General features: G+C 61.8%; 17 protein-coding genes, 1 tRNA gene and 2 pseudogenes. 2 read left to right on the top strand and 18 right to left on the bottom strand.

Features of this window, described 5'->3' with window-relative positions; all coding sequences use genetic code 11:
• Positions 1–57: 57 nt before the first annotated feature.
• The 9 genes and pseudogenes from EPN31_RS02895 to scpB form a co-directional block, all read right to left on the bottom strand.
• A pseudogene (locus tag EPN31_RS02895) lies at positions 58–645 on the bottom strand (YqiA/YcfP family alpha/beta fold hydrolase); the annotation flags it as partial.
• Between the two features lie 91 nt (positions 646–736).
• Entirely contained in the window at positions 737–2,560 is a 1,824-nt protein-coding gene (gene typA / locus EPN31_RS02890; protein ID WP_291769216.1) for a translational GTPase TypA, read from the bottom strand.
• Positions 2,557–3,312: a tRNA pseudouridine(55) synthase TruB gene (truB, locus tag EPN31_RS02885; RefSeq protein ID WP_291769213.1), complete on the bottom strand. Its 756-nt coding sequence runs from the start codon at positions 3,310–3,312 to the stop codon at positions 2,557–2,559. Before truB ends, typA begins: the two co-directional genes overlap by 4 nt.
• A 35-nt stretch (positions 3,313–3,347) precedes the next feature.
• Positions 3,348–3,758, bottom strand: coding sequence for a 30S ribosome-binding factor RbfA (gene rbfA, locus EPN31_RS02880; RefSeq protein ID WP_291769211.1), 411 nt, complete (start codon positions 3,756–3,758; stop codon positions 3,348–3,350).
• 3 nt (positions 3,759–3,761) lie between these two features.
• Complete coding sequence (infB, locus tag EPN31_RS02875) at positions 3,762–6,716, bottom strand: translation initiation factor IF-2 (RefSeq protein ID WP_291769208.1); 2,955 nt, start codon at positions 6,714–6,716, stop codon at positions 3,762–3,764.
• A 44-nt stretch (positions 6,717–6,760) separates the two neighbouring features.
• Positions 6,761–8,254, bottom strand: coding sequence for a transcription termination factor NusA (gene nusA, locus EPN31_RS02870; RefSeq protein ID WP_291769205.1), 1,494 nt, complete (start codon positions 8,252–8,254; stop codon positions 6,761–6,763).
• Positions 8,251–8,730 (bottom strand): ribosome maturation factor RimP, encoded by a 480-nt coding sequence (gene rimP, locus EPN31_RS02865; protein ID WP_291769202.1) that lies wholly within the window; start codon positions 8,728–8,730, stop codon positions 8,251–8,253. Before rimP ends, nusA begins: the two co-directional genes overlap by 4 nt.
• A gap of 121 nt (positions 8,731–8,851) precedes the next feature.
• On the bottom strand, positions 8,852–10,411 hold the full coding sequence (rluB, locus tag EPN31_RS02860; RefSeq protein WP_291769199.1) for a 23S rRNA pseudouridine(2605) synthase RluB: 1,560 nt from the start codon (positions 10,409–10,411) through the stop codon (positions 8,852–8,854).
• 33 nt (positions 10,412–10,444) lie between these two features.
• A pseudogene (gene scpB, locus EPN31_RS02855) lies at positions 10,445–11,032 on the bottom strand (SMC-Scp complex subunit ScpB); the annotation flags it as partial.
• A gap of 67 nt (positions 11,033–11,099) precedes the next feature.
• Here scpB and EPN31_RS02850 point away from each other — a divergent pair.
• Positions 11,100–11,176: transfer RNA gene (locus EPN31_RS02850), tRNA-Met, on the top strand.
• A 129-nt stretch (positions 11,177–11,305) separates the two neighbouring features.
• Here the strand turns inward: EPN31_RS02850 and EPN31_RS02845 are convergent.
• Positions 11,306–11,845, bottom strand: a complete 540-nt coding sequence (locus EPN31_RS02845) for a hypothetical protein (RefSeq protein WP_291769193.1) — start codon at positions 11,843–11,845, stop codon at positions 11,306–11,308.
• A 430-nt stretch (positions 11,846–12,275) separates the two neighbouring features.
• Between EPN31_RS02845 and EPN31_RS02840 the strand changes: the two genes are divergently transcribed.
• Positions 12,276–12,917, top strand: a complete 642-nt coding sequence (locus EPN31_RS02840; protein WP_291769190.1) for a PRC-barrel domain-containing protein — start codon at positions 12,276–12,278, stop codon at positions 12,915–12,917.
• A gap of 37 nt (positions 12,918–12,954) precedes the next feature.
• On the opposite strand, the gene asnB is transcribed toward EPN31_RS02840, so the two are convergent.
• From asnB to EPN31_RS02800, 8 genes are all read right to left on the bottom strand, one after another.
• On the bottom strand, positions 12,955–14,844 hold the full coding sequence (gene asnB, locus EPN31_RS02835) for an asparagine synthase (glutamine-hydrolyzing) (protein ID WP_291769188.1): 1,890 nt from the start codon (positions 14,842–14,844) through the stop codon (positions 12,955–12,957).
• A gap of 46 nt (positions 14,845–14,890) precedes the next feature.
• Positions 14,891–15,613 (bottom strand): amino acid ABC transporter ATP-binding protein, encoded by a 723-nt coding sequence (locus EPN31_RS02830; protein WP_291769185.1) that lies wholly within the window; start codon positions 15,611–15,613, stop codon positions 14,891–14,893.
• Positions 15,600–16,268: an amino acid ABC transporter permease gene (locus tag EPN31_RS02825; protein ID WP_291769182.1), complete on the bottom strand. Its 669-nt coding sequence runs from the start codon at positions 16,266–16,268 to the stop codon at positions 15,600–15,602. Before EPN31_RS02825 ends, EPN31_RS02830 begins: the two co-directional genes overlap by 14 nt.
• Before the next feature lie 132 nt (positions 16,269–16,400).
• Positions 16,401–17,219, bottom strand: a complete 819-nt coding sequence (locus tag EPN31_RS02820) for a transporter substrate-binding domain-containing protein (protein ID WP_291769179.1) — start codon at positions 17,217–17,219, stop codon at positions 16,401–16,403.
• A gap of 156 nt (positions 17,220–17,375) precedes the next feature.
• Positions 17,376–17,948: a sterol desaturase family protein gene (locus EPN31_RS02815; RefSeq protein ID WP_291769176.1), complete on the bottom strand. Its 573-nt coding sequence runs from the start codon at positions 17,946–17,948 to the stop codon at positions 17,376–17,378.
• 246 nt (positions 17,949–18,194) lie between these two features.
• Positions 18,195–19,073: an ABC transporter permease gene (locus EPN31_RS02810; RefSeq protein ID WP_291769378.1), complete on the bottom strand. Its 879-nt coding sequence runs from the start codon at positions 19,071–19,073 to the stop codon at positions 18,195–18,197.
• 20 nt (positions 19,074–19,093) lie between these two features.
• Positions 19,094–19,885: an ABC transporter ATP-binding protein gene (locus EPN31_RS02805; protein WP_291769173.1), complete on the bottom strand. Its 792-nt coding sequence runs from the start codon at positions 19,883–19,885 to the stop codon at positions 19,094–19,096.
• Between the two features lie 10 nt (positions 19,886–19,895).
• Positions 19,896–20,900, bottom strand: a complete 1,005-nt coding sequence (locus tag EPN31_RS02800) for an ABC transporter substrate-binding protein (protein ID WP_291769375.1) — start codon at positions 20,898–20,900, stop codon at positions 19,896–19,898.
• Between the last annotated feature and the right edge of the window lie 92 nt (positions 20,901–20,992).

Here is a 20,992-nt window from a genome sequence, read left to right as displayed (position 1 = left end):
CGCCTCGGGCCCCAGAGCCGCCCAGGAACCGACTTCAACTCCGGGTGCGGCCACGCGGGCGCCCAATGCAAAGGCGAGAACTTCCGGCAGCCAGACCGCAAAGTCTGAAATCCCGTGGTCGCTGCCCTCGATGATGCGCTGTCGGCAGCCGGCGAACCGCGTCCGCATTTCACGCCAATCCAGGACCTCGTCTCCCGTCGCCGCCACGAGGAAGTAGCGTTCAAGGTCGGTCAGGGTGCCGATCGCCGATTCGGCCTGCGCAAGCTCAGTCACATATCCGGGCAGAAACTCGAACGGCTCGTCGTCGTGAAAAGTGCGGTGGGATCCCACCTGGGTGGCAAGGTCTCGGGCCGCATGGACGACCGGATTGAGCAGGACTGCCCGGCAACCCAGGCGCTCGGCAAGCCAGGTCGCGTAAAAACCGCCTAGCGAAGATCCGATGATGGTCAGGTCGGCCCGGTCCAACCCGCGAGCCAGGGCCTGCTGCGCGCATTCCAGCGCCAGCCACATGGCGGCCGCAGGGCTGGCCGGCAACTGCGGACAGGCCCAGTGCGCCGACAGGCCGCGCTGCGCCATTGCCTGGCCCAGCAGGTGTGCTTTCAGGGACTGTGGAGAAGACCGAAAACCGTGCAGATACAGAATCATCGTGCATTCCCGGCATCCGGGCGCCCCCCGGCGCACTGCGGAGCCCAGAGCCCCATTGTAGGAGCCGCCGGACTGCCGCGCGACAGGCGACTCAGGCCGAATCGCCGCGCAGGCTGCGGCGGCGCTCGAACTCCTTCAGGTAGCGCTTGCGCAGGCGGATGGACTTGGGGGTGACCTCGACCAGTTCGTCGTCCGCAATGAACTCGACGGCATATTCCAGATTCAGCTCGATGGGCGGAACCAGATCGATATGTTCGTCCTTGCCCGATGCCCGCACGTTGGTCAGCTTCTTTTCCTTGATGGGGTTGACGACCAAGTCATTGTCCCGGGAATGGATGCCGATGATCATGCCCTCGTAGACGGGGTCCTGAGGCGACACAAACATGCGGCCGCGCTCCTGGAGCTTCCAGATCGCGTAGGCCACGGCCGTGCCGTCATCCTGGCTGATGAGCACCCCATTGCGACGTTCGCCCACCCCACCCTCGCGCACCGGGCCATACTCGTCAAACACGTGGCTCATGATGCCGGTGCCGCGTGTGAGGGTCAGGAACTCGCTCTGGAAGCCGATCAGCCCCCGTGCGGGGACCCGGTATTCCAGCCGCGTGCGTCCCCGGCCGTCAGGCTGCATGTCCTGCAGATCGGCCTTGCGACGCCCGAGTTCCTCCATGACACCGCCTTGATGACCGTCTTCGACGTCCACGGTCAGCAGTTCATAGGGCTCCTGGCGGACGCCAGCGACGTCCTTGTACATGACACGCGGACGTGACACAGCCAGCTCGTAGCCTTCGCGGCGCATGTTCTCCAGCAGGATCGTCAGGTGCAGCTCGCCGCGCCCACAGACCTCGAACACCGTATCATCGGACGTATCGTTCACGCGCAGCGCCACATTGGACTTGAGCTCGCGCTGCAGCCGGTCGCGAATCTGGCGGCTGGTGACGAATTTGCCTTCCCGGCCCGCCAGGGGCGAAGTATTCACCATGAAATTCATGGTCAGCGTGGGTTCGTCGATCTTCAGCAGCGGCAGCGGTTCGGGCGAGAGCGGATCCATGAGCGTGCAGCCGATCCCGATTTCGTCGATGCCGTTGATGAGGACGATGTCCCCGGCCTCAGCCTCATCCACCAGCACACGCTCCAGCCCCTCGAACTGCAGCACCTGATTCACACGCCCCTTGATGGGTTCGCCCTCCGGACCAAACTGCACCACCACATCCTGGCCAGCATGCAAGCGGCCGCGATTGATGCGGCCCACCCCGATCTTGCCCACATAGCTGCTGTAATCCAGCGAAATGATCTGCATCTGCAGCGGACCGTTCACATCATCCTCTCGCTGCGGCACGTATTCCAGGACCGCGTTGAAAAGCGGCCGCATGTCACCCGAGCGGACATCGGGGGTGAGACCGGCATAACCGTTCAAGCCCGAAGCGTAAATCACTGGGAAATCGAGTTGTTCTTCGGTTGCGCCCAGTTTGTCGAATAGGTCAAACGTGGCGTTGACGACATAATCCGGACGCGCGCCCGGGCGGTCGACCTTGTTGACCACCACAATCGGCTTGAGGCCCTGGGCCAGCGCCTTGCGCGTCACGAACCGTGTCTGCGGCATGGGGCCCTCAACCGCATCGACCAGCAGCAGCACACCGTCCACCATAGACAACACGCGCTCCACCTCGCCACCGAAGTCGGCGTGACCCGGGGTATCGATGATATTGATGTGATTGCCCTCGTATTCCACGGCACAGTTCTTGGCCAGGATCGTGATGCCGCGCTCCCGCTCGATGTCGCCCGAGTCCATGACGCGCTCGGAGACCTGCTGGTTGTCGCGGAAGGTCCCGGACTGGCGCAGCAACTGATCCACCAGCGTGGTCTTGCCGTGGTCCACGTGAGCGATGATGGCCACATTGCGCAAAGCTCGCTTCATAAAATTTCCTTGGTAGAAATGTCTGTCGGGCGCAAACCGTCCGGCAAGGCATGTAGGGGAAGCAGCGCCTGCTCCGGCGCCGCCATGGCCTGCAGGGCTTCCAGCCCCACCGCCTGCTCGATTGAAAAAGGTCCCACCGCCGTTCGGCGCAGGGCCGACAGGTGGGCACGGCACCCCAGGCGCCGGCCAATGTCCTGGGCCAGCGTGCGCACATAGGTACCCTTGCTGCAATGGACGCGCACGCGGGCATGGATGCCCTCGCAGGCCAGCAGATCCAGTGCGTGGATGGTGACCGTGCGCGCGGGACGCTCCAGTTCGATGCCCTGGCGGGCGTACTCATACAGCGGCCTGCCATCGCGCTTGAGCGCCGACACCATGGGCGGGATCTGCTGGATCTCGCCCCGAAATTCACCCAATACCGCCTCCAGCTCCATCGCCGCCACACCCACAAAATCTCCACCGGTGCGTGCCACAATATTGCCGGTCAGATCACCGCTGTCGGTTTCCTCGCCAAACGCAAGCGTCGCCTCGTAGACCTTGTCCGCCTCGAGCATATGGGCCGAAATCTTGGTGGCGCGACCGAAGCAGCAGATCAGCAACCCCGTGGCGAAAGGGTCCAGCGTTCCGGTGTGCCCCGCCTTGCGGGCGTCCACCGTGCGCTTCGCGCGTTGCAGCGCGTGGTTGCTGGACAGGCCTTCGGGCTTGTCCAGCAACAGGACACCATCGAGCATGCGCCCGCGTCGGGAAGCCATCGTTCAATCCGTAGAGATGAGTGACGACCGCCCGTTCAGGGCCGACCGTCCGGGTCTTCGAGTTCGGGAATGTCCGATGCGCCCGCCTGCGGACGATTGGCCCGATCGATCAAATGCGTCAGTTCAATGCCGCGCGCCAGGTGCACGTCGTGCACGAACCGCAACGTGGGAACCGTATGAATGTGCAGCAACCTGAAGAGCTGCGAATGCATCCAGCCGGCCTTTTCGTTGAGCGCGTGAGCGGCGGCCTCAGGCTCAGCGCCCAGCACCGTGAAATAGACCTTGGCATGGGCATAGTCCGCCGACAGATCGACACCCGTGAGCGTGATCAGGCCGGCGCGTGCAACATCCAGCTCGCGCTGCACCAGAGCGGCCAGATCCTGCTGGATCTGGTCGGCCAGGCGCGTGTTGCGGTCAGGATTCGGTTTAGACTTGTGACGACCCATGATTTACAAAGTACGAGCGATTTCCTTGATCTCGAAGACTTCGAGCTGGTCGCCGACTTCGATATCGTTGTTGCCCTTCAGGGTCAGGCCGCAGTCGAAGCCGGATTTGACTTCCTTGACGTCGTCCTTGAAGCGCCGCAACGAATCCAGCGACCCCGTCCATTGAACGACGTGATTACGCAGCAGCCGAACCTGGGAGTCGCGTCGCACCAGGCCTTCGAGCACCATGCAGCCTGCAATATTGCCGACTTTCGAGACCGTGAAGATCTCGCGGATCTCGACCAGGCCGATGACTTCTTCCCGTTTTTCCGGCGCCAGCATGCCGGAGAGCGCGTTCTTCACGTCATCGATCGCATCATAGATGATGTTGTAGTAGCGCAGGTCGATGTCGTTGGCCTCGGCCAGCTTCTTGGCCGACGCATCGGCACGCACGTTGAAGCCGATGATCACGGCACTGGAGGCGATGGCCAGGTTGATGTCGCTTTCAGAAATACCCCCGACGGCTGCGTGTACCACTTGTACACGCACCTCTTCGGTGGACAGCTTGAGCAGCGACTGCACCAGCGCTTCCTGCGAACCCTGGACGTCGGTCTTGACGATGAGTGCCAGCGTGCGGGTGCCCTCGCCCATGTTGTCGAACATGGATTCCAGCTTGGCCGCCTGTTGACGCGCGAGCTTGACGTCGCGGAACTTGCCTTGGCGGAACAAGGCGATTTCGCGCGCCTTGCGTTCGTCGGCCAGCACCATGACCTCGTCGCCCGCCGCCGGAACTTCGGCCAGGCCCTGGATCTCGACCGGCGTGGAGGGGCCTGCCGACTGCGTGGGCTTGCCGGTGTCGTTCAGCATGGCGCGCACGCGCCCAAAGGCTACCCCGGCCAGCACCGCGTCGCCGCGATGCAGCGTACCGCTTTGCACCAGAATAGTGGCCACCGGGCCGCGGCCCTTGTCCAGACGGGCATCGATCACCACGCCCTTGGCAGGAGCATCAACCGGTGCTTTCAGCTCCAGGATTTCAGCCTGCAGCAGCACATTTTCGAGCAGCTCGTCGATACCCTGGCCGGTCTTGGCCGACACCGAGATGAAGGGGACCTCTCCGCCGTACTCTTCGGGCACGACTTCTTCGGCCACCAATTCCTGCTTGACGCGTTCGGGATTGGCCTCGGGCTTATCGATCTTGTTGATGGCCACCACCAGCGGCACACCGGCGGCGCGCGCATGGTGGATGGCTTCCTTGGTCTGCGGCATGACGCCGTCGTCGGCCGCCACCACCAGAATGACGATATCAGTTGCCTGGGCACCGCGCGCCCGCATGGCCGTGAATGCCTCGTGGCCCGGGGTATCCAGGAACGCCACCACGCCGCGATCCGTTTTCACGCGATAGGCGCCGATGTGCTGGGTGATGCCGCCCGCCTCACCGGTCGCGACCTTGGTGCGGCGGATGTAGTCCAACAGAGAAGTCTTGCCGTGATCCACGTGGCCCATCACCGTCACCACCGGAGCGCGTGGGAGCGATTCCGCCTCGACGATCTCGGTGTCGGCCAGGAACGCCTCCGGGTCGTCCAGCTTCGCGGCAATAGCCGTATGGCCAAGTTCTTCGACCACGATCATGGCCGTTTCCTGGTCCAACACCTGGTTGATGGTGACCATCTGGCCAAGCTTCATGAGCTGCTTGATGACCTCGGCAGCTTTGACCGACATCTTGTGCGCAAGGTCCGCCACGGAAATGGTTTCGGGAACGTGAATCTCGCGAGCAATGAATTCGACCTGCTGCGGCTCGTGATGGTCCGCCTGACGGCGATTCTTGCCACGACCACCCTTGCCCCCGCGCGACGGCTTGCCGCTGCTGCGCCAGGCATCGCGACCCGCTCCTGGAGAAAGCGTCTCGGCTTTGGACTTCTTGTGGCCGCCATCGTTGGCCCAGCTCGAGGAAACGTCCGAAGTCTTGATGACTTTCTTCCCCTCGGTTTCCTTCTTCCCAGCGCCCTTGACACCGGGCTTGTGCAACGTGCCGGTAGCTGCCGCCTCTGGTTCCGGTGCCCGCAGGACCTTGCGCGGCTGACGCATCATTTCGCGCAGCGCGGCCGCCTCAGCTTCGGCCGCATGGCGGGCGCGTTCCCGATCCGAATCGGCCGGTGCCCGGCGTGCCTTGCCGGGCGTCGCACGCGGCGGGGCCGACACCGGAGCACCCGGCGACGGCTTGCGGGCCTCGGGTACGGCGGGCGCATGCGGCGCTACACCATGTCCGGCAGCCGGTTTTTCGACGGACGGCTGCGGGGCAGCTTCCACCGGCGATTCGGAGACAGCCGGTTTCTCGGCAACAGGGGTTTCGCTCACGATTTCCTGCTTGATTTCGACGGATTGCGTGGTGTCCGGAGCAGCGGACTTCACATCGGAAGTCTCGGCCTCGGCAGGCGCCTCAGGGGCGGCGGGCGAAGGCGCAGCATCCGGAACCTCCGGTACTTGCGCCGCAGACGTCGCGACAGGGGATTCAGCTTGCGGTTGGTCAGCGGGTTCAGGCGCCTGGGCAATCAGCGCGGCGGCGGGCGCCTGGGAGGCGGCCTGATCGGCGGTGTCGGCCAGGACAGGGGATTCAACCGGCGGCACTTCTGCAGCATCGGCCTGCTGGGCCTGCTCAGCACGAGCGGCGTCCGGCAGCTCGCTGCGATCCCGCTTGACCAGCACGCGTTTCTTGCGGACCTCGACCTGAATTGTCCGCGACCGGCCGGAACTGTCGGCCTGGTGGATTTCGGACGTCTTGCGTCGGGTCAGCACGACCTTTTTGCCAGCATCCGATCCATGCGAACGCCGCAGCGACTCCAGCAAGGCGCTCTTGTCAGCCTCGGTCAAGTCCGCATTCACCGAAGCCAGTTCCACGCCTGCGGAGCGGAAATGGTCCAGCAGGACCTTGGCGGGCATGTTCAGTTCTTCGGCGAATTGGGCAACGGTGTTACTCGGCATTCGACTCTCTCTTCTACGTTCAATGGGCGGGATGGTTGCGAAGGTCAGGCATTGGATGCCTTGTCATCCTCGAACCAGTGCGCCCGCGCCTGCATGATCATGTCGCTCGCGGCCTCTTCGGGCAATCCGGTCAGTTCGGACAGCTCGTCAGCGGCAAGCTCGGCCAGATCATCCAGCGTCGTGATGTTGTTTGCGGCCAGCTTGGCCACCAGAGACGGCTCCATGCCCCTGATTTCGAGCAGGTCGCGCGCCGTCTGTACACGTTCTTCCTGTGCGATGGCTTCCGTCAGCAGCGCGTTGCGGGCCCGCGTGCGCAGCTCGTTGACGGTTTCCTCGTCGAAGGCTTCGATGTCGAGCAATTCCTGCATCGGCACATAAGCGATCTCCTCGAGCCCGGTGAAACCCTCGTCGATCAGGATATCGGCGACTTCCTCGTCCACGTCCAGCTTCGTGATGAAGTTCTGGCGCAGGGTGGTCCGCTCGGCATCCTGGCGATGCTGGCTTTCCTCGGGAGTCATGATGTTGATCTGCCAGCCGGTCAGCTCGGATGCCAGGCGTACGTTTTGCCCGCGCGCACCAATGGCCTTGGGCAGATTTTCCTCGTCCACCACCACATCCATGCCGTGCTTGTCTTCGTCGATCAGAATGGAGTCGACGTGAGCCGGCGCGAGTGCGCCAATCACGAACTCTGCAGGGTCGTCGGACCACAGCACGATATCGACCTGCTCGCCGCCCAGCTCGTTGCGCACGGCCGTCACGCGAGAGCCCCGCATGCCGACACAGGTCCCGATGGGATCGATCCGCTTATCGTACGCTACCACCGCAATTTTGGCACGCACGCCCGGGTCGCGCGCCGCCGCCTTGATTTCCAGGAGGCCCTGCTCGATTTCCGGGACTTCGTTGTCGAACAGCTCGCGGATGAAATCGGGGGCGGTACGCGACAGGATCACTTGTTGGCCACGCGCGGCGTAATCGATCTTCAGAACCCAGGCGCGCACACGGTCGCCTGCCCGGATATTTTCCTTGGGGATCATTTCACTGCGCGGCAAACGGGCCTCGACCTTGCCGATCTCGATGATGGCATCGCCCTTGTCCAGACGCTTCACGGTGCCGGAGACGATGGTCTCGCCCCGATCCAGGAAATCATTCAGGACCTGCTCGCGCTCCGCGTCGCGGATCTTTTGAAGAATGGCCTGCTTGGCGGCCTGGGCGCCGATGCGGCCGAACTCGACGGGTTCAAGCGGCTCCTCGATGTATTCGCCCACCTGGATCCCGGGGACGATGTCCTGGGCATCCGAGTAGAGTTCCTGTGCGTCGGGTTCCTGCAGGCCAGCCTCATCGGGCACCACCAGCCAGCGACGGAAGCCCTCGTGCTCGCCCGTCTGGCGGTCGACGGACACGCGAATATCCACGTCTTCCTTGAAGCGCTTTTTCATGGCAGAGGCCAACGCGCCTTCAAGGGCGCCGAACACGACGTCGCGCTCGACGTTCTTTTCACGCGCCAGAGCGTCCACCAACAGAAGAATTTCGCGACTCATCGCTTCTTACCCTTGAAATCAAGAACAGGATCCAGCCGGGCCCGATCCACATCACCAAAAGAAAACGGCAGCATGTGCAGCTCGCCCGCCTGGTCTTCGTATTCCAGGCTGAGCACCGGCTCATCGCCATCGGCCGCCTGTGCAGCCCTCAGAATGCCCGTGAAGACCTTGCGCGATTCGACCGGCTCGGACAGCCTCAACTCGATGCGCTGCCCTGCAAACCGGACGTAATCGGCCAAACGACGCAAGGGCCTGTCTACTCCGGGGGAACTGACTTCCAGACGCTTGTAATCGATGTTTTCGACTTCGAACACATGCGACAGCTGGCGGGACACCTGTTCGCAGTCTTCGATGCGCACCCCATCGGGGCGATCGATGATGACGCGCAAAAGCCCCAGGGGCGCGCGTTCCACGTCGACCAGTTCGACATCAAAACCCAGCAAGGCCTGCTGGGTCACCGCATGGATATCAGCCATAAATTCCATTAAAAAGGGGCTGTCCTGCCAGCCCCTGATTTCCCGGTGGACACCCCGGCAAAGTACAGCACCTTTGTGCTGTAAAGCCTTGCATTATAACAGCATACCGGCGCTATTCCAGCTATTGGCGCGTGCGCTTGGCCCTGCCCAACTGAGACTCATGCGCGTGAGCGCCACGCGGCTGATGTTCAGCCGAACCCGTTTCCCCAGACCGCGCCGGACGACGCCCAGGTCGGGCGTTCTTGGGTGCGCGTGTCCGCGCCGGCTTGCCATCGGCCGAGACGGTCGAACCAGACCGAGGCGCACCGCCCGGACGCTTCCCGCCGGTGCGATTGGGCTTGTGGGCACCGCCGGTGCCGGCAGCATCCTGGCGTGCAGGATCCTCACGGTTCGGCTTGCCGCGCCGACCTGGGCGCCCGGCCTTGCCATGCGTCTCAGCCTTACGTTGCCGGCCCGCATCGGGATGCCCGTTGGCCAGCCCGCCACTGATCAGCAGCCCGGTGGTAAACGGATCGATGCGGCCCGATCCCGACCGGTCGGCCGAGACACGCCCCCGGCGATTGAGCCGGGCACCATTCTGACCGTTGCGCCCCGGCGTCCCAAAACCCGGCGGCATGGCGCTTGCATAGGACAGCGGCTGGCGCTCGACCTGCTCGTCAGCATCTTCGTCCGCCTCGCGGATCAGGCCAAGCTGAACCATCAGCGCCCCCACCAATTCGGGAGACAGCTCATCCCAGCGGCCGCGACGGAGATTGGTCGGCAGCACCACATCACCAAAACGCGTGCGGATCAGACGGCTGACCGTCACACCAGCGGTCTGGAACATGCGGCGCACCTCGCGATTGCGTCCTTCGCTGAGGGTGACACGGTACCAGCGGTTGCTTCCCTCGCCACCGATATAATCCAGCGAATTGAATTGTGCAGGGCCGTCTTCAAGCGTCACCCCGGTGGTGAGTTCGGACATCTTCTGGTCACCCAGTTCTCCGAGTACCCGGACGGCGTACTCCCGCTCCGACCCATACCGCGGATGCGACAGCCGATTGGCGAGTTCGCCCGAAGTCGTCAGAATCAACAGGCCCTCGGTATTCAGGTCGAGACGTCCCACCGACAGCCATTTACCGCTGCGGATGCGCGGCAGGCGAGCGAAAACGGTTGCACGGCCCTCGGGGTCATCGTGGCTGACGATCTCGCCAGCCGGCTTGTGATAAAGAATGACGCGCGGCAACCGGTCCATCTTTGGCCGCATGATCAGGCGACCGTTGACACGGACCTTGTCGTTGGGGCCGACACGCTGGCCCACATGGGCAGGCTCGCCATTCACCGAGACCCGCCCGGCGATGATCAGCTCTTCCATGTCGCGCCGCGAGCCCACGCCAGCGTCGGCCAGAACCTTGTGCAATTTGGGCGTCAGCGCATCGCTGTTCATGTAGCGATCCAGCCGCTGCGTCGTGGGGTGCGCATCCTGGAGATAGGACAGCGCCTGGTCGGCTTCCTCCGCCGAACCCGCATCGATGCTGGCGTCACCAGCCTGTGGCTCTGATGCCCCAGCGTCCCCGCGTCGGCGGCGGAACGGCGTACGCAGCTTGCGGCCACGGGACCGGTTGCCCCGACCTTCCGCCGCAGGGGCATCCGCCCCGGAGGGCTCCTCGGTTCGTGGCAACGTTTCCAGGTCTGCAGTCATGGGGTTCAGTGACTCCTACACATGAGTGTTCTATGAATCAGCGGTCTCATCGGACCGAGATATTTCTTCGGGTGTATCCAGCAACAAGGCATCCATCGCCTGTTCGGCGCCCTCGGCATCCAGCGCCGGCAACTCGTCAAGCGCCCGCAGGCCCAGGTCTTCCAGAAAACGGCGCGTGGTACCCAGCAATGCAGGCCGACCCGGTGCATCTCGATACCCAAGAACCTCGATCCATCCCCGGTCTTCCAGAGTACGGATGATCTGAGTGGATACCGTGACGCCCCGAATGTCCTCGATATCGCCTCGCGTCACAGGCTGGCGCCACGCAACGATCGCGAGGGTCTCCAGCACGGCACGAGAATAACGAGGTGGTTTCTCTGGGTTCAGGCGCCCCAGGTAACGCTGCATGTCCGGGCGGCTCTGGAATCTCCAGCCACCTGCCAGCGAAACCAGTTCCAGCCCCCGATCCTGCCAGTCAAGCTGCAACGTGGCCAGGTAGCGGCGGACATCGTCTGCGGAAATCGCATCTTCGAACAGGCTACGCAGGCTGGCAACCGGTAAAGGCGCGTCCGCGCACAACAGGGCGGCTTCCAGAACCCGCAAGACTTCCGTTTCCGTCATTTTATCGTGAACTCCGGGACTTTGCTTGCATTATTTTCGCAGACTTGCTATAGTTTCGTTCTTCAGACGCGGGGTGGAGCAGTCTGGCAGCTCGTCGGGCTCATAACCCGAAGGTCACAGGTTCAAATCCTGTCCCCGCAACCAGATTCAAGGATGGGTCGGCTACCAATAGGCGCCGGCCCATTTCCATTTCAGCGGCCACAGACACACAGAAGGGCGCACGCGAAGAGGCGCTCGGGCAGCCTTTCTACCCAACGATTGGGGCCCGGAATCTCAATTCGAGCCCGACGTGGGAACCGCAGGCTTCGCGGCTGCATTGGTCGCGGAACCGCCCGCGGCCGCGCCATCGGCAGGAGCCGCAGGCGTTGCAGCAGCGCCGCTCGCGGATACAGCAGCACCAGACGCATATCTGCCGCCGCTGGCAAAATTCGCAGCCTGCATTTCCGATCGGCAGGTGGAATTACCAAAAAACACCACTTTGCCGTCTTTTGCCACGATGACTGCGTCTTCGGTCGCCGAATAAACGCCTGCGTACTGATAGCAGACATAGCCCCCTAGATTGCCGGACTTTTCCTTGGGCGGCACACCAATGGACGCCAGAATGGGCGCGGCGTCCTGGCCCACGCTGATGGCGTTGATCACGGCGCGTATGCGCGCCGCATCCGCACTGGACGACGAACCAGTCAGTGATGTCTTGGCGGTGTCAAAACCGGCCTGGACGAGCTGACCTGCCGTCACCGCTGTGCAGGCCTGCAGAACCACCAGGGCCCCCAGCGACACCATGCCACCTACTCGAAACCACCATCTGTCCATGCATCAAACCGTCTCAAAAGCGGGCAGTGCCCGCATGGCGGCCACGATACTACAAAGATACCGACCAGTTCAATTTCATTGGATGACGACAGACGACCGATGGGTATCTACGACAGGTTTCCGGCACAATAACCACGAATCAGCCATTAACCGGCGCCAATACACCATGCACAAATGCTACACCAAGCGATAAACCTTTAACAAAGACAAATCCGTCGCAACGATCCCAGGATGATTGCAGCTGCCATTAAACGGTGGGAGGCCTGCCACAGTGTGGGATTACGCATATCGAGGCCAATCGAGTACCAATTCGAACTGCACACGAAAGCAACCAACATACTCACGATTTTAATTGGCTTACAAAATCCCCTCCCGATTTTGATACGGTGAAGGCGTCATATTTGTTTGATACCTCCCAAGGAGTCAGAGTATGAATCATCAGAAAAGCTTTTCCAGGCACACCCTTACGACAGCGCTTGCAGCTTTCACCCTAGGAATCAGTGGGCTGGGCCTCTCAACTGCCGCGTTCAGTCAAGACCAAAGCGCACCTAAAGGCGGCGAGGCCCCGGAAGGCGCACCGCAATCAACGTCCGGACAGAAGCCAGACGCCAACGCCCCATCCGCAATCGGCGGCAGCCAATCGGCTGGCGCCCCGTTCATCACAGAACAAAAATCTTCGCAAACGCTGGCCTCGTCGGTCATGGGCATGTCCATTCACAACGGAACGGGCAAAGAAGCAAAAGACATCGGCAAGGTCACCGATCTGATTCTGGACGGGGACCACAAGCTGGCTGGCGTAGTCGTGGGCGTGGGTGGCTTTCTGGGCATCGGGCAGAAGGACGTGGGTATCCCATGGGACAAGGTCGCACAAATCAACCCCGAAACGCACGTTGCCATCGTCAACATGAGCAAGGAGGCACTGGAAAAGGCGCCGCCCTTCACATCAACGGAAGAGAAGAAGGTTGAGAAACAGCAAGAGAAAGAGCAGGAAAAGATGAAGACTCGTCAGAGCCAGCCTAGCGGAGGAATAGTGCCCATGCCCGCCCCTGCGCCTGCGCCCTCAGGCTCATGATTCCTGTATTGCCCCGATGGCAGGCCTGGCGCGGGCGTCACCGCGCCTGCCAGGCCTGAAACATGAGCACGCTCCAGAGCTTGGATGCCTGATCGCTTTTTCCCTGGATGTGCTCGGCCCAGACGCGGCGCACTGCAGCAGCATCGAAGTAGCCGCCCGCCTGCAGCAGGGGTTCCGCCAGCAAGCCTTCCGCCCACTCGCGCAACGGCCCGCGAAGCCAAGCCCCCAGCGGCACGGAGAAACCTTTCTTTGGACGATCCACCATCGCCTGCGGCACGTACCGGTACAAAAGCTGACGCAACAGCCACTTGCCCTGCCCATTCCTGAGCTTCAGCGACAACGGCAAACGCGCGGCGAATTCCACCACGCGATGGTCGAGAAACGGTGCCCTCGTCTCCAGGCTGTTGGCCATCGCGGCCCGATCGACCTTGGCCAGCACATCGCCCGGCATGTAGTCCATGGCCTCCATGGCCATGATCCATGTCGCGAAAGGCTGCACGAAGCGCCAGTCGGACGGATCGCGGTACAGGCTGCGCAACAGGGAATCAGGCTCCGTGGCCCCCCTCACGACCGCAGCCGGCTCCGACCAGAAGCTGCGGGTGCGCCAGTACAGTTCCTCGCGGCTGCGGGCATCCAGCACGTCAAGCAGCTTCCGCATGCGCCGCGGAAACGGCAAAGGCGACAGCAGCCCACTGGCGCAGCGGCGCAACCCCTGCGGCACCGGCGCCAGCAAATTCCAGAGCCTGGGCAGATATTGATGATGGGTGTAGCCGCCGAACAGTTCATCGGCGCCATCGCCGCTCAAGGCAACCGTCACGCTGCGCCGCGCCATCCGGCTGACGAGGTAAGTGGGAATCTGCGAACTATCCGCAAATGGCTCGCTGTAGATACGCGCCAGTTCGGGGACCACGGCCAAGGTATCCTGGTTGCTGACGTAAAGCTCGGTATGATCCGTGCCCAGGTGCGCAGCAACGGCGCGCGCATGAGTTGCCTCGTCATAGGCCTTGTCCTCGAAGCCAATCGCATAGGTATGCACCCGCTGCGAAGACTGCTTCTGCATGAGCGCCACGACGGTGCTGCTGTCCAGCCCGCCGCTCAAGAATGCGCCCAGCGGTACATCGGACACCATCTGGCCGGCCACACTCTCCATCAGCAAGGATTCCAGCGTGGATACGGCCTCTGATTCCGTGCCTGCAAACGGCGTCGCCACCCCCGTCCTGACCACGCTACGGTAGTCCCAATACGGCTCGGGCGCCGGCTCCCGTCCATCGGGGCGCAGGACCACGAGGTGCCCGGCGGGCAACTTGTGAATGCCCCGGTAGATGCTGTGCGGCTCAGGGATATAGTTGTAGCGCAGCAGCAGCGACAGCGCACCACGGTCAATCTGGCGCAAGAACGCAGGGTGCGCCTCCAGCGCCGTCAGCTCCGAGCCAAAGAGCAGCGTACCGCTCTGCCAGCCCCAATATAGAGGCTTTTCGCCCATGCGGTCACGCGCCAGCGTCAGCGTGCGATCCTGCCGGTCCCACAGCGCAAGGGCAAACATCCCCACAGCCGCCGTCAGCGCCTGCTCCACACCCCACCGAGCGAGCGCCTCAAGGAGAATCTCCGTATCGGAGTGCCCGCGCCATGCCATGTCTGGCGTATCTTTTTCAAGGGCTGCACGCAGCACCGGAAAATTGTAGATTTCGCCGTTGAATGCCAGAACATAGCGATCGTCATGGGAGAGCATCGGCTGATGCCCAGCCTGCGACAGATCCGCAATCGACAGACGCTGGTGCGTCACACCGAAATCCACGCTGGTGTCCAGCCAATGTCCCTGATCGTCGGGCCCGCGATGCCGAAGGGCCCCCCCCATGGCCTGCAGAATCGCTGAGCGGTCAGGTGCCGCCTGACCGGTAACCCGGAGATAGCCGGAAAAACCGCACATGAAATCGCCCTTCGATAATAAGGCGTATCTTACTATCGGCGGTTCGTCACAGCACTTTGCTCAGAAAGTCCTTGGTGCGGTCCATCTGCGGACTGCTGAACAGATCCTGGGGTTTGCCCTCTTCGACGATATAGCCGCCGTCCATGAACAGCACCCGGTGCCCGACTTCCCGCGCAAACCCCATTTCATGAGTCACCACCACCATGGTCATGCCCTCGTTCGCCAGGGTCTTCATCACCTGCAAGACTTCACCCACCATCTCGGGGTCCAGCGCCGAAGTCGGCTCATCAAACAGCATGATGTTGGGCTTCATGGCCAGGGCACGGGCAATCGCTACCCGCTGCTGCTGGCCCCCCGAGAGCTCGTCGGGGTAACTGGCTTCCTTGTCCGGCAGGCCGACCTTGGCCAGCAGCTCACGCGCGGTTCGGTTGGCCTGTTCCAGGGATTCCTTCTTGACCTTGCGCGGCCCGATGGTGATGTTCTCCAGGATCGTCAGGTGCTTGAAGAGATTGAACTGCTGGAACACCATGCCGATGTGCTCACGCAATTTGTAGATATCCGTAGCCGGATCGGTCAGGCAAGTGCCATCGATGACAATCTCACCGCTGGTGACGGTCTCCAAGCCATTCAGGCAGCGCAGGAAAGTGCTCTTGCCGCTGCCGGACGGACCGATCACCACGACGACTTCACGCTCCTCGATGTGGTTGTCGATACCCTTGAGGATCTCGTTCTGGCCGTAGGATTTATGCAGGTTCTTAACGCTTATCAACTTGGAACCTCCGTTCGAGATAGGACGCAAATTTCGACACGGCAAAGATGATGATGAAGTACAGGACCGCGATGAGGCCCCAGATCTTGAACGAGGCGAAGGTCTGCGCAATCACGACTTCGCCCTGATAGACAAGTTCGATGATCCCCACTGGCGCGAGCAGCGACGTGTCCTTGATCGTCTGGGCCGCCTGGTTCACCAGCGGTGGAATCATGCGCTTGAACGCCTGCGGCAACACGATGTAGCGCATCGTCTGGAAGCCGGTCATGGCAATGCTGGCCGCCGCTTCCTTCTGGCCACGATCCACGCCCAGGATGCCGGCCCGGATGATCTCCGTGACATAGGCGCCCTCGTTCAGGCTGAGCGTCAGCGCCGCCGCCATGATGGGATAGAAAAGCTGCCCGAACCATTCGTTGACGGGCAGGAGGGCTGGCAGCCCCAACACGATGAAGAACAACTGGACCAGCAGCGGCGTGGACCGGAAGATCTCCACATAGGCAGTAGCGATACCCCTCATGATGCGGACCTTCGACAGCCGCATGAGCGCAGCGATCAGCCCGATCACCAGCATGAGCAGGATCGCCACGATCGAATACTGGACGGTCAGCCTCAGGCCGTCCAGTATGTAGGGCAGGTTTTCCCAAATGACATTCATGTAAAGATCCTGGTGTATGGCGCGCCCGCGAGCCCGCCAGTGCATGAGCCGCAAAAGACAGGCCGCACGCTACGCAAGACGCAGCGCGCGGCCCTGTGCATCGGGCTATACCTATGGAGGTATTTCGGTCATTCAGTCCTTGACCGCCACCGAAGCCGGACTGACAACACCTTCGACAGCGCCGCTTACGTCGCCACCAAAGTATTTTACGAACAGCTTCTTGTATTCGCCGTTTTTCTTGATCTTGGCCAGGCCCGCATTGACCTTCCCGACCAGCCAGGGTTCTTTCTTGGTGATGGCTATCCCGTAGTATTCACCGGTCAGCAGATCACCGACCACCTTCACATCCTTCGAGTGGCTGGTCTTGAAATTCACGTTCACGGGATTGTCGAACACCACTGCGTCAGCCCCGCCTGTCATCAGCGCCTGATAGGCGCTATCGATGTTCTGGAACTGCTTGATGTGTCCCAAGTCGACCCCGTGGCCGGTCATGTAGTCCACCGACGAAGTGGCCTTCTTGGTAGCGACCACATGACCCTTCAGGTCAGCAAAGCTCTTGATCTTCGAGTCCGCCTTCACCAGCACCGACAGACCGGACTTGTAATAGGCATCGCTGAAATCGACATTCTGCATGCGGCTGGTCTTGATGGTGATACCCGCCACAGCCGCATCGATCGACCCGGCCTGCAGGCTGGGAATCAGCCCGTTGAAGGGCAAGGTCTTGATACTGGTGGTCAGGCCTTCGGCCTTCGCGATTTCGCGAATCAGGTCGATGTCAAAGCCGGTGACCTTGCCGTCCTTTTCCGTCTCGAATGGCGGGAACGTGGTGTCAGCGCCGACGACAATAGCTGTCTTCGGGGTACCCGCCGCTGCCGATACGGGCGCGTAAGCGGCAAACGCCAAGCTCATGGCTAGCGGCAACGCAAACGCAACGAAAGATTTCCCTTTCATGGTGAACCTCCTTGGGTGAATCGAATGACCTGTAGGTGCGGAACAATTCATGGGCGTAACACTGGTATGCATCGCGCCACCAATCGTTAGCGTAATGTAAAGAAGCTGACAAGGAGGTGAATACGGGGGGTTTGTGCGGCGCAGCAGCCAGGTCCCTTACCCATTCTCTGGCCGCCCCGACCGCCCGCGCCGCTGCGTGGAAAACACCTTGTCCCAGAAGGGCGTCGTAACCCCGTACCAGCCTTCGATGCCCGGCATGTGGTGGATGGCATGCTCGCGCTTGCGCGCGGCAAACCAGGAGCCCGGGCGGGCCTTCCAATGGTGCACGCCATGGTGCACGACCAGATAGGAAAAATAGCCTACAGCCAGTCCCAGCGTGGCGGCCAGCGCGAGCCAAGGCCCCAGTACCCAGTACAGCGGCAGATAGGCGATCACCACGAACAAGGCCATGCTGCCCAGCGTGGGAGCGCCGATCAGCGCCGTCGGGCGATCGTGGTGTTCCAGGTGCCAGCGCTTGAATGGCTGTGGGCCATGCAGCACGAAACGGTGCAGGACGTATTCGACCAGGCTCCAGGCAAAGAACCCGATCACCGCGGCCAGCGGCATCTCCCAGGTCAGTGCGGGTGCGCGTACCAGCAGCACCGCCAGACCGCCCAGCAACGCAGCCGGATAGAGGACGAAGTCGGCGTAGTACGACACGGGGCTTTGTTCGAGCGCAGCTTTTTTCATATGAACTCCAACGTCAGGCGCCACTACCAATGCCGGAACCATGCCGGTGCATCGCTTGGCAGAACCCACAATGGCAGCTTATTCAATTGCCCACTGCGGGTAAAGCCATATTGAACCCAGAGGCTGTATCACATGATAAAAACCACTACCGCAATGCAGCAATCGCTGCCGCAGCCACCGGCAGGTTGACGCGGGGAGCGTGCACAAGCTCATCCGCACTGTGGCCGTACGCGAGCCGCCCCACCGTCACGCGTTCTCGAACTGAGCTGGACGCCATTTCAGCAACCAACCCTCAATCATGGTCAGGATGTAATCGGCGATAAAGGCCATGACGCCCAGCACGATCATGGCGGCGAAGACGCCACTGGCGTTGAACGCCCCCTGCGCCGTGGCGATCAACAGGCCGATACCCACCCGCGCGCCCAAGAATTCGCCCACCACCGCGCCGACCAGAGCAAAGCCGAAGCTGACGTGCAGGCTGGCCAGTATCCAGCTCAGGGCGGATGGGATGACCACTTGAGTCGTCACCTGGCGCTTGGAGGCACCCAGGATCTGAGCATTGGCGATCATGTAGCGATCAGCCTCACGCACCCCCTGGAAGGCATTGCCAAACACGACGAAAAACACCATGACCACAGCCAACGCGACCTTGGACGCGATCCCCAGGCCCAGCGCAATCACAAATACCGATCCCAGCACGACCCGCGGAATGGAATTGGCGACCTTGATGTAGATACTGAAGATGTCGGCCAGAAACTGGTTGCGGCCCAGCAAAATCCCACAGATGATGCCGCCAATCCCTCCAATGAAAAACCCGATAAGCGTCTCTTCGAGCGTGACGGCAAGCTGCAGCCACAGCGGGCCTTGTGAAGTGCCATCCACCCACCAGTCATAAATCTGCCGGGCAATCAGCGAGGGCCTGGAATAGAAGAACGGATCGATCCAGTGCAGGGTCGCTGCCAGTTCCCAACCAGCGAGGATCAGGATCAGAATGGCAAAGCGCCAGAAGATCACCAGCCGTCGGCGATTGCGCATCTGGCGCTGTGCAACGGCCTCGGCCTTCTGCAGGGATTCCCGCACATCGTCGGGCAGGCGGCGGTCTGCTTCGTGAATATCAACCGACATGTCCATGACGTCCCTTCCCTTCAACCCATCTTCACTTCAGCGCGCAGATCATCCCAGATCGAACGCGCGTAGGCGATGAACTTGTCCTCGTAGCGCACAGCCGGCATCACCCGAGGACGCGGCAGCTCGATGTCATAGACCTTCTTGATCGTGGCCGGGCGAGACGTCAGGACAATCACCTTGTCCGCCAGTGCAATCGCCTCTTCCAGGTCATGCGTGACAAACACGACCGAACTGCCGCTTTCGGCCCAGAGCTGCAACAGCTCGTCCTGCATCACCGTCCGGGTCTGCATGTCCAGAGCGCTGAACGGCTCGTCCATGAGCAGAATTTCCGGGCTGTTGACGAAGGTCTGGGCCAGCGACACGCGTTTGCGCATGCCGCCGGAGAGCTGATGCGAGTAATGCTGCTCAAAGCCGGCGAGCCCCACCCGCTGCAGCCAGGCCTGGGCCATTTCACGGGCGTGGGCCGGTTTCTGGCCCCGGAACAGCGGCCCGGCCGACACGTTGTCGATCACGTTGCGCCACGGGAAGATGGCATCGCTCTGGAACACGAAGCCGATGCGCGGGTCAATCCCATCGATCGGCTGCCCCATGACCCGTACGCGGCCGGTCGTAGGCTTGAGCAACCCCGTGATCAGGCTCAAGGTCGTGGATTTCCCGCAGCCCGTGGGCCCGACCACGGCACAGAACTGGCCGCGCTCGACCGTCATGCTGAAATCCTGCAGCGCGAGCGTGGCCTTGCCGTCCGCCGAAATGAAGCGGCAACTGACATGATCCAACTCGATGGCTGGTATTGCGGAATCGTCTGCCATGACCCACCCACTACTTGGCTGCATCCACGAACGCCGTGGTGTAGGTCTTGGACAGATCGATGTGTGCAGCCTTGACCTGCGGCTTGAAGGTGGACAAAACCTGCAGCACCGTTTCCGGCCCACCCTTGGGCATGCGGCCATCGGTCGTAAAGGACGGCAGAGACGCTTCCAGTGCCTTCACGTACAGAGCCTTGTCACCGCCGTAGTAGTCCTTGGGCATCTGGTCCGCGATCTGCTCCGCGCTGTGCGTGTGCATGTACTTCATGGTCTTCACGAATGCATTGACCAGTTTCTGCACTTCTTCATGATGGCTTTCCACCCAGGCATTCGGCATGTACAGGCTGGCCGCGGGGTACAGGCCGCCCAGTACCTTGGCGGTGGGCTCGGGATGACGCATGTCGACCAGAACCTTACCCTTGCCACCGGCCACCAGTTGGGTGGCCGCCGGGTCGGTCGTCATGCCGGCGTCTATCCGGTTGTTCTGGATCGAAGCAATGAAGGTATTGCCGCCGCCCACGGGCAGAATGGTGTAGTCACCGTGCTTCAACCCGGCCTTGAAAGCCATGTACTGCGTCAGAAAGTCTGTCGAGGAACCCAGCCCCGTAACGCCCAGCGTCTTGCCCTTGAAGTCGGCGGCGCCCTTGATCGTTTCGGACGCCTTGGTCGAGACGATTTCCACCTCGCCCGGCACCTGGGCGAACTGCACCACCGATTCCACGTTCTTGCCTTTGGACTGCAAGTCGATGGAGTGATCATAGAAACCGACCACGCCCTGCACCGCGCCAGCCAGCATTTCGTTTTCAGCGTTCACACCGGCGGGCTCGGACAGCAGCTTCACGTCCAGACCTTCCTCCTTGAAGTAGCCCAGATTCTCCGTCAGCTTGGCAGGCAGATAGACAATCTTGCTGATCCCACCCACCATCAGGGTGATCGAATCGTCCTTGGCCTGGGCGGTACCCAAGGAACATGTGACCAATGCAGCAGCAACGGCGCTCATTTTCAAAACGTGGGAAATCATGCTCATCAAAGTCTCCAGGTTCACCACAACGGCTCCATGCTAGGGCCACCAGACTTTCATCCGGCTTTCGCTGCATGCGCAAAAACCTA

The sequence above is a fragment of the Castellaniella sp. genome (assembly GCF_004321985.1).
Lineage (GTDB): Bacteria > Pseudomonadota > Gammaproteobacteria > Burkholderiales > Burkholderiaceae_B > Castellaniella.
The sequence above is the reverse complement of the archived record's forward strand: the minus strand, read 5'-3'. Positions and strand labels throughout refer to the sequence as shown.

Coding starts and splice junctions, on each gene's coding strand:
- EPN31_RS02815 (WP_291769176.1), bottom strand. CDS start 17,948: ATGAAAAAAGCTGCGCTCGAACAAAGCCCCGTGTCGTACTACGCCGAC.
- rimP (WP_291769202.1), bottom strand. CDS start 8,730: ATGGCTGATATCCATGCGGTGACCCAGCAGGCCTTGCTGGGTTTTGAT.
- EPN31_RS02820 (WP_291769179.1), bottom strand. CDS start 17,219: ATGAAAGGGAAATCTTTCGTTGCGTTTGCGTTGCCGCTAGCCATGAGC.
- EPN31_RS02825 (WP_291769182.1), bottom strand. CDS start 16,268: ATGAATGTCATTTGGGAAAACCTGCCCTACATACTGGACGGCCTGAGG.
- typA (WP_291769216.1), bottom strand. CDS start 2,560: ATGAAGCGAGCTTTGCGCAATGTGGCCATCATCGCTCACGTGGACCAC.
- EPN31_RS02805 (WP_291769173.1), bottom strand. CDS start 19,885: ATGGCAGACGATTCCGCAATACCAGCCATCGAGTTGGATCATGTCAGT.
- EPN31_RS02845 (WP_291769193.1), bottom strand. CDS start 11,845: ATGGACAGATGGTGGTTTCGAGTAGGTGGCATGGTGTCGCTGGGGGCC.
- EPN31_RS02810 (WP_291769378.1), bottom strand. CDS start 19,073: ATGTCGGTTGATATTCACGAAGCAGACCGCCGCCTGCCCGACGATGTG.
- nusA (WP_291769205.1), bottom strand. CDS start 8,254: ATGAGTCGCGAAATTCTTCTGTTGGTGGACGCTCTGGCGCGTGAAAAG.
- asnB (WP_291769188.1), bottom strand. CDS start 14,844: ATGTGCGGTTTTTCCGGCTATCTCCGGGTTACCGGTCAGGCGGCACCT.
- infB (WP_291769208.1), bottom strand. CDS start 6,716: ATGCCGAGTAACACCGTTGCCCAATTCGCCGAAGAACTGAACATGCCC.
- rbfA (WP_291769211.1), bottom strand. CDS start 3,758: ATGGGTCGTCACAAGTCTAAACCGAATCCTGACCGCAACACGCGCCTG.
- rluB (WP_291769199.1), bottom strand. CDS start 10,411: ATGACTGCAGACCTGGAAACGTTGCCACGAACCGAGGAGCCCTCCGGG.
- EPN31_RS02840 (WP_291769190.1), top strand. CDS start 12,276: ATGAATCATCAGAAAAGCTTTTCCAGGCACACCCTTACGACAGCGCTT.
- truB (WP_291769213.1), bottom strand. CDS start 3,312: ATGGCTTCCCGACGCGGGCGCATGCTCGATGGTGTCCTGTTGCTGGAC.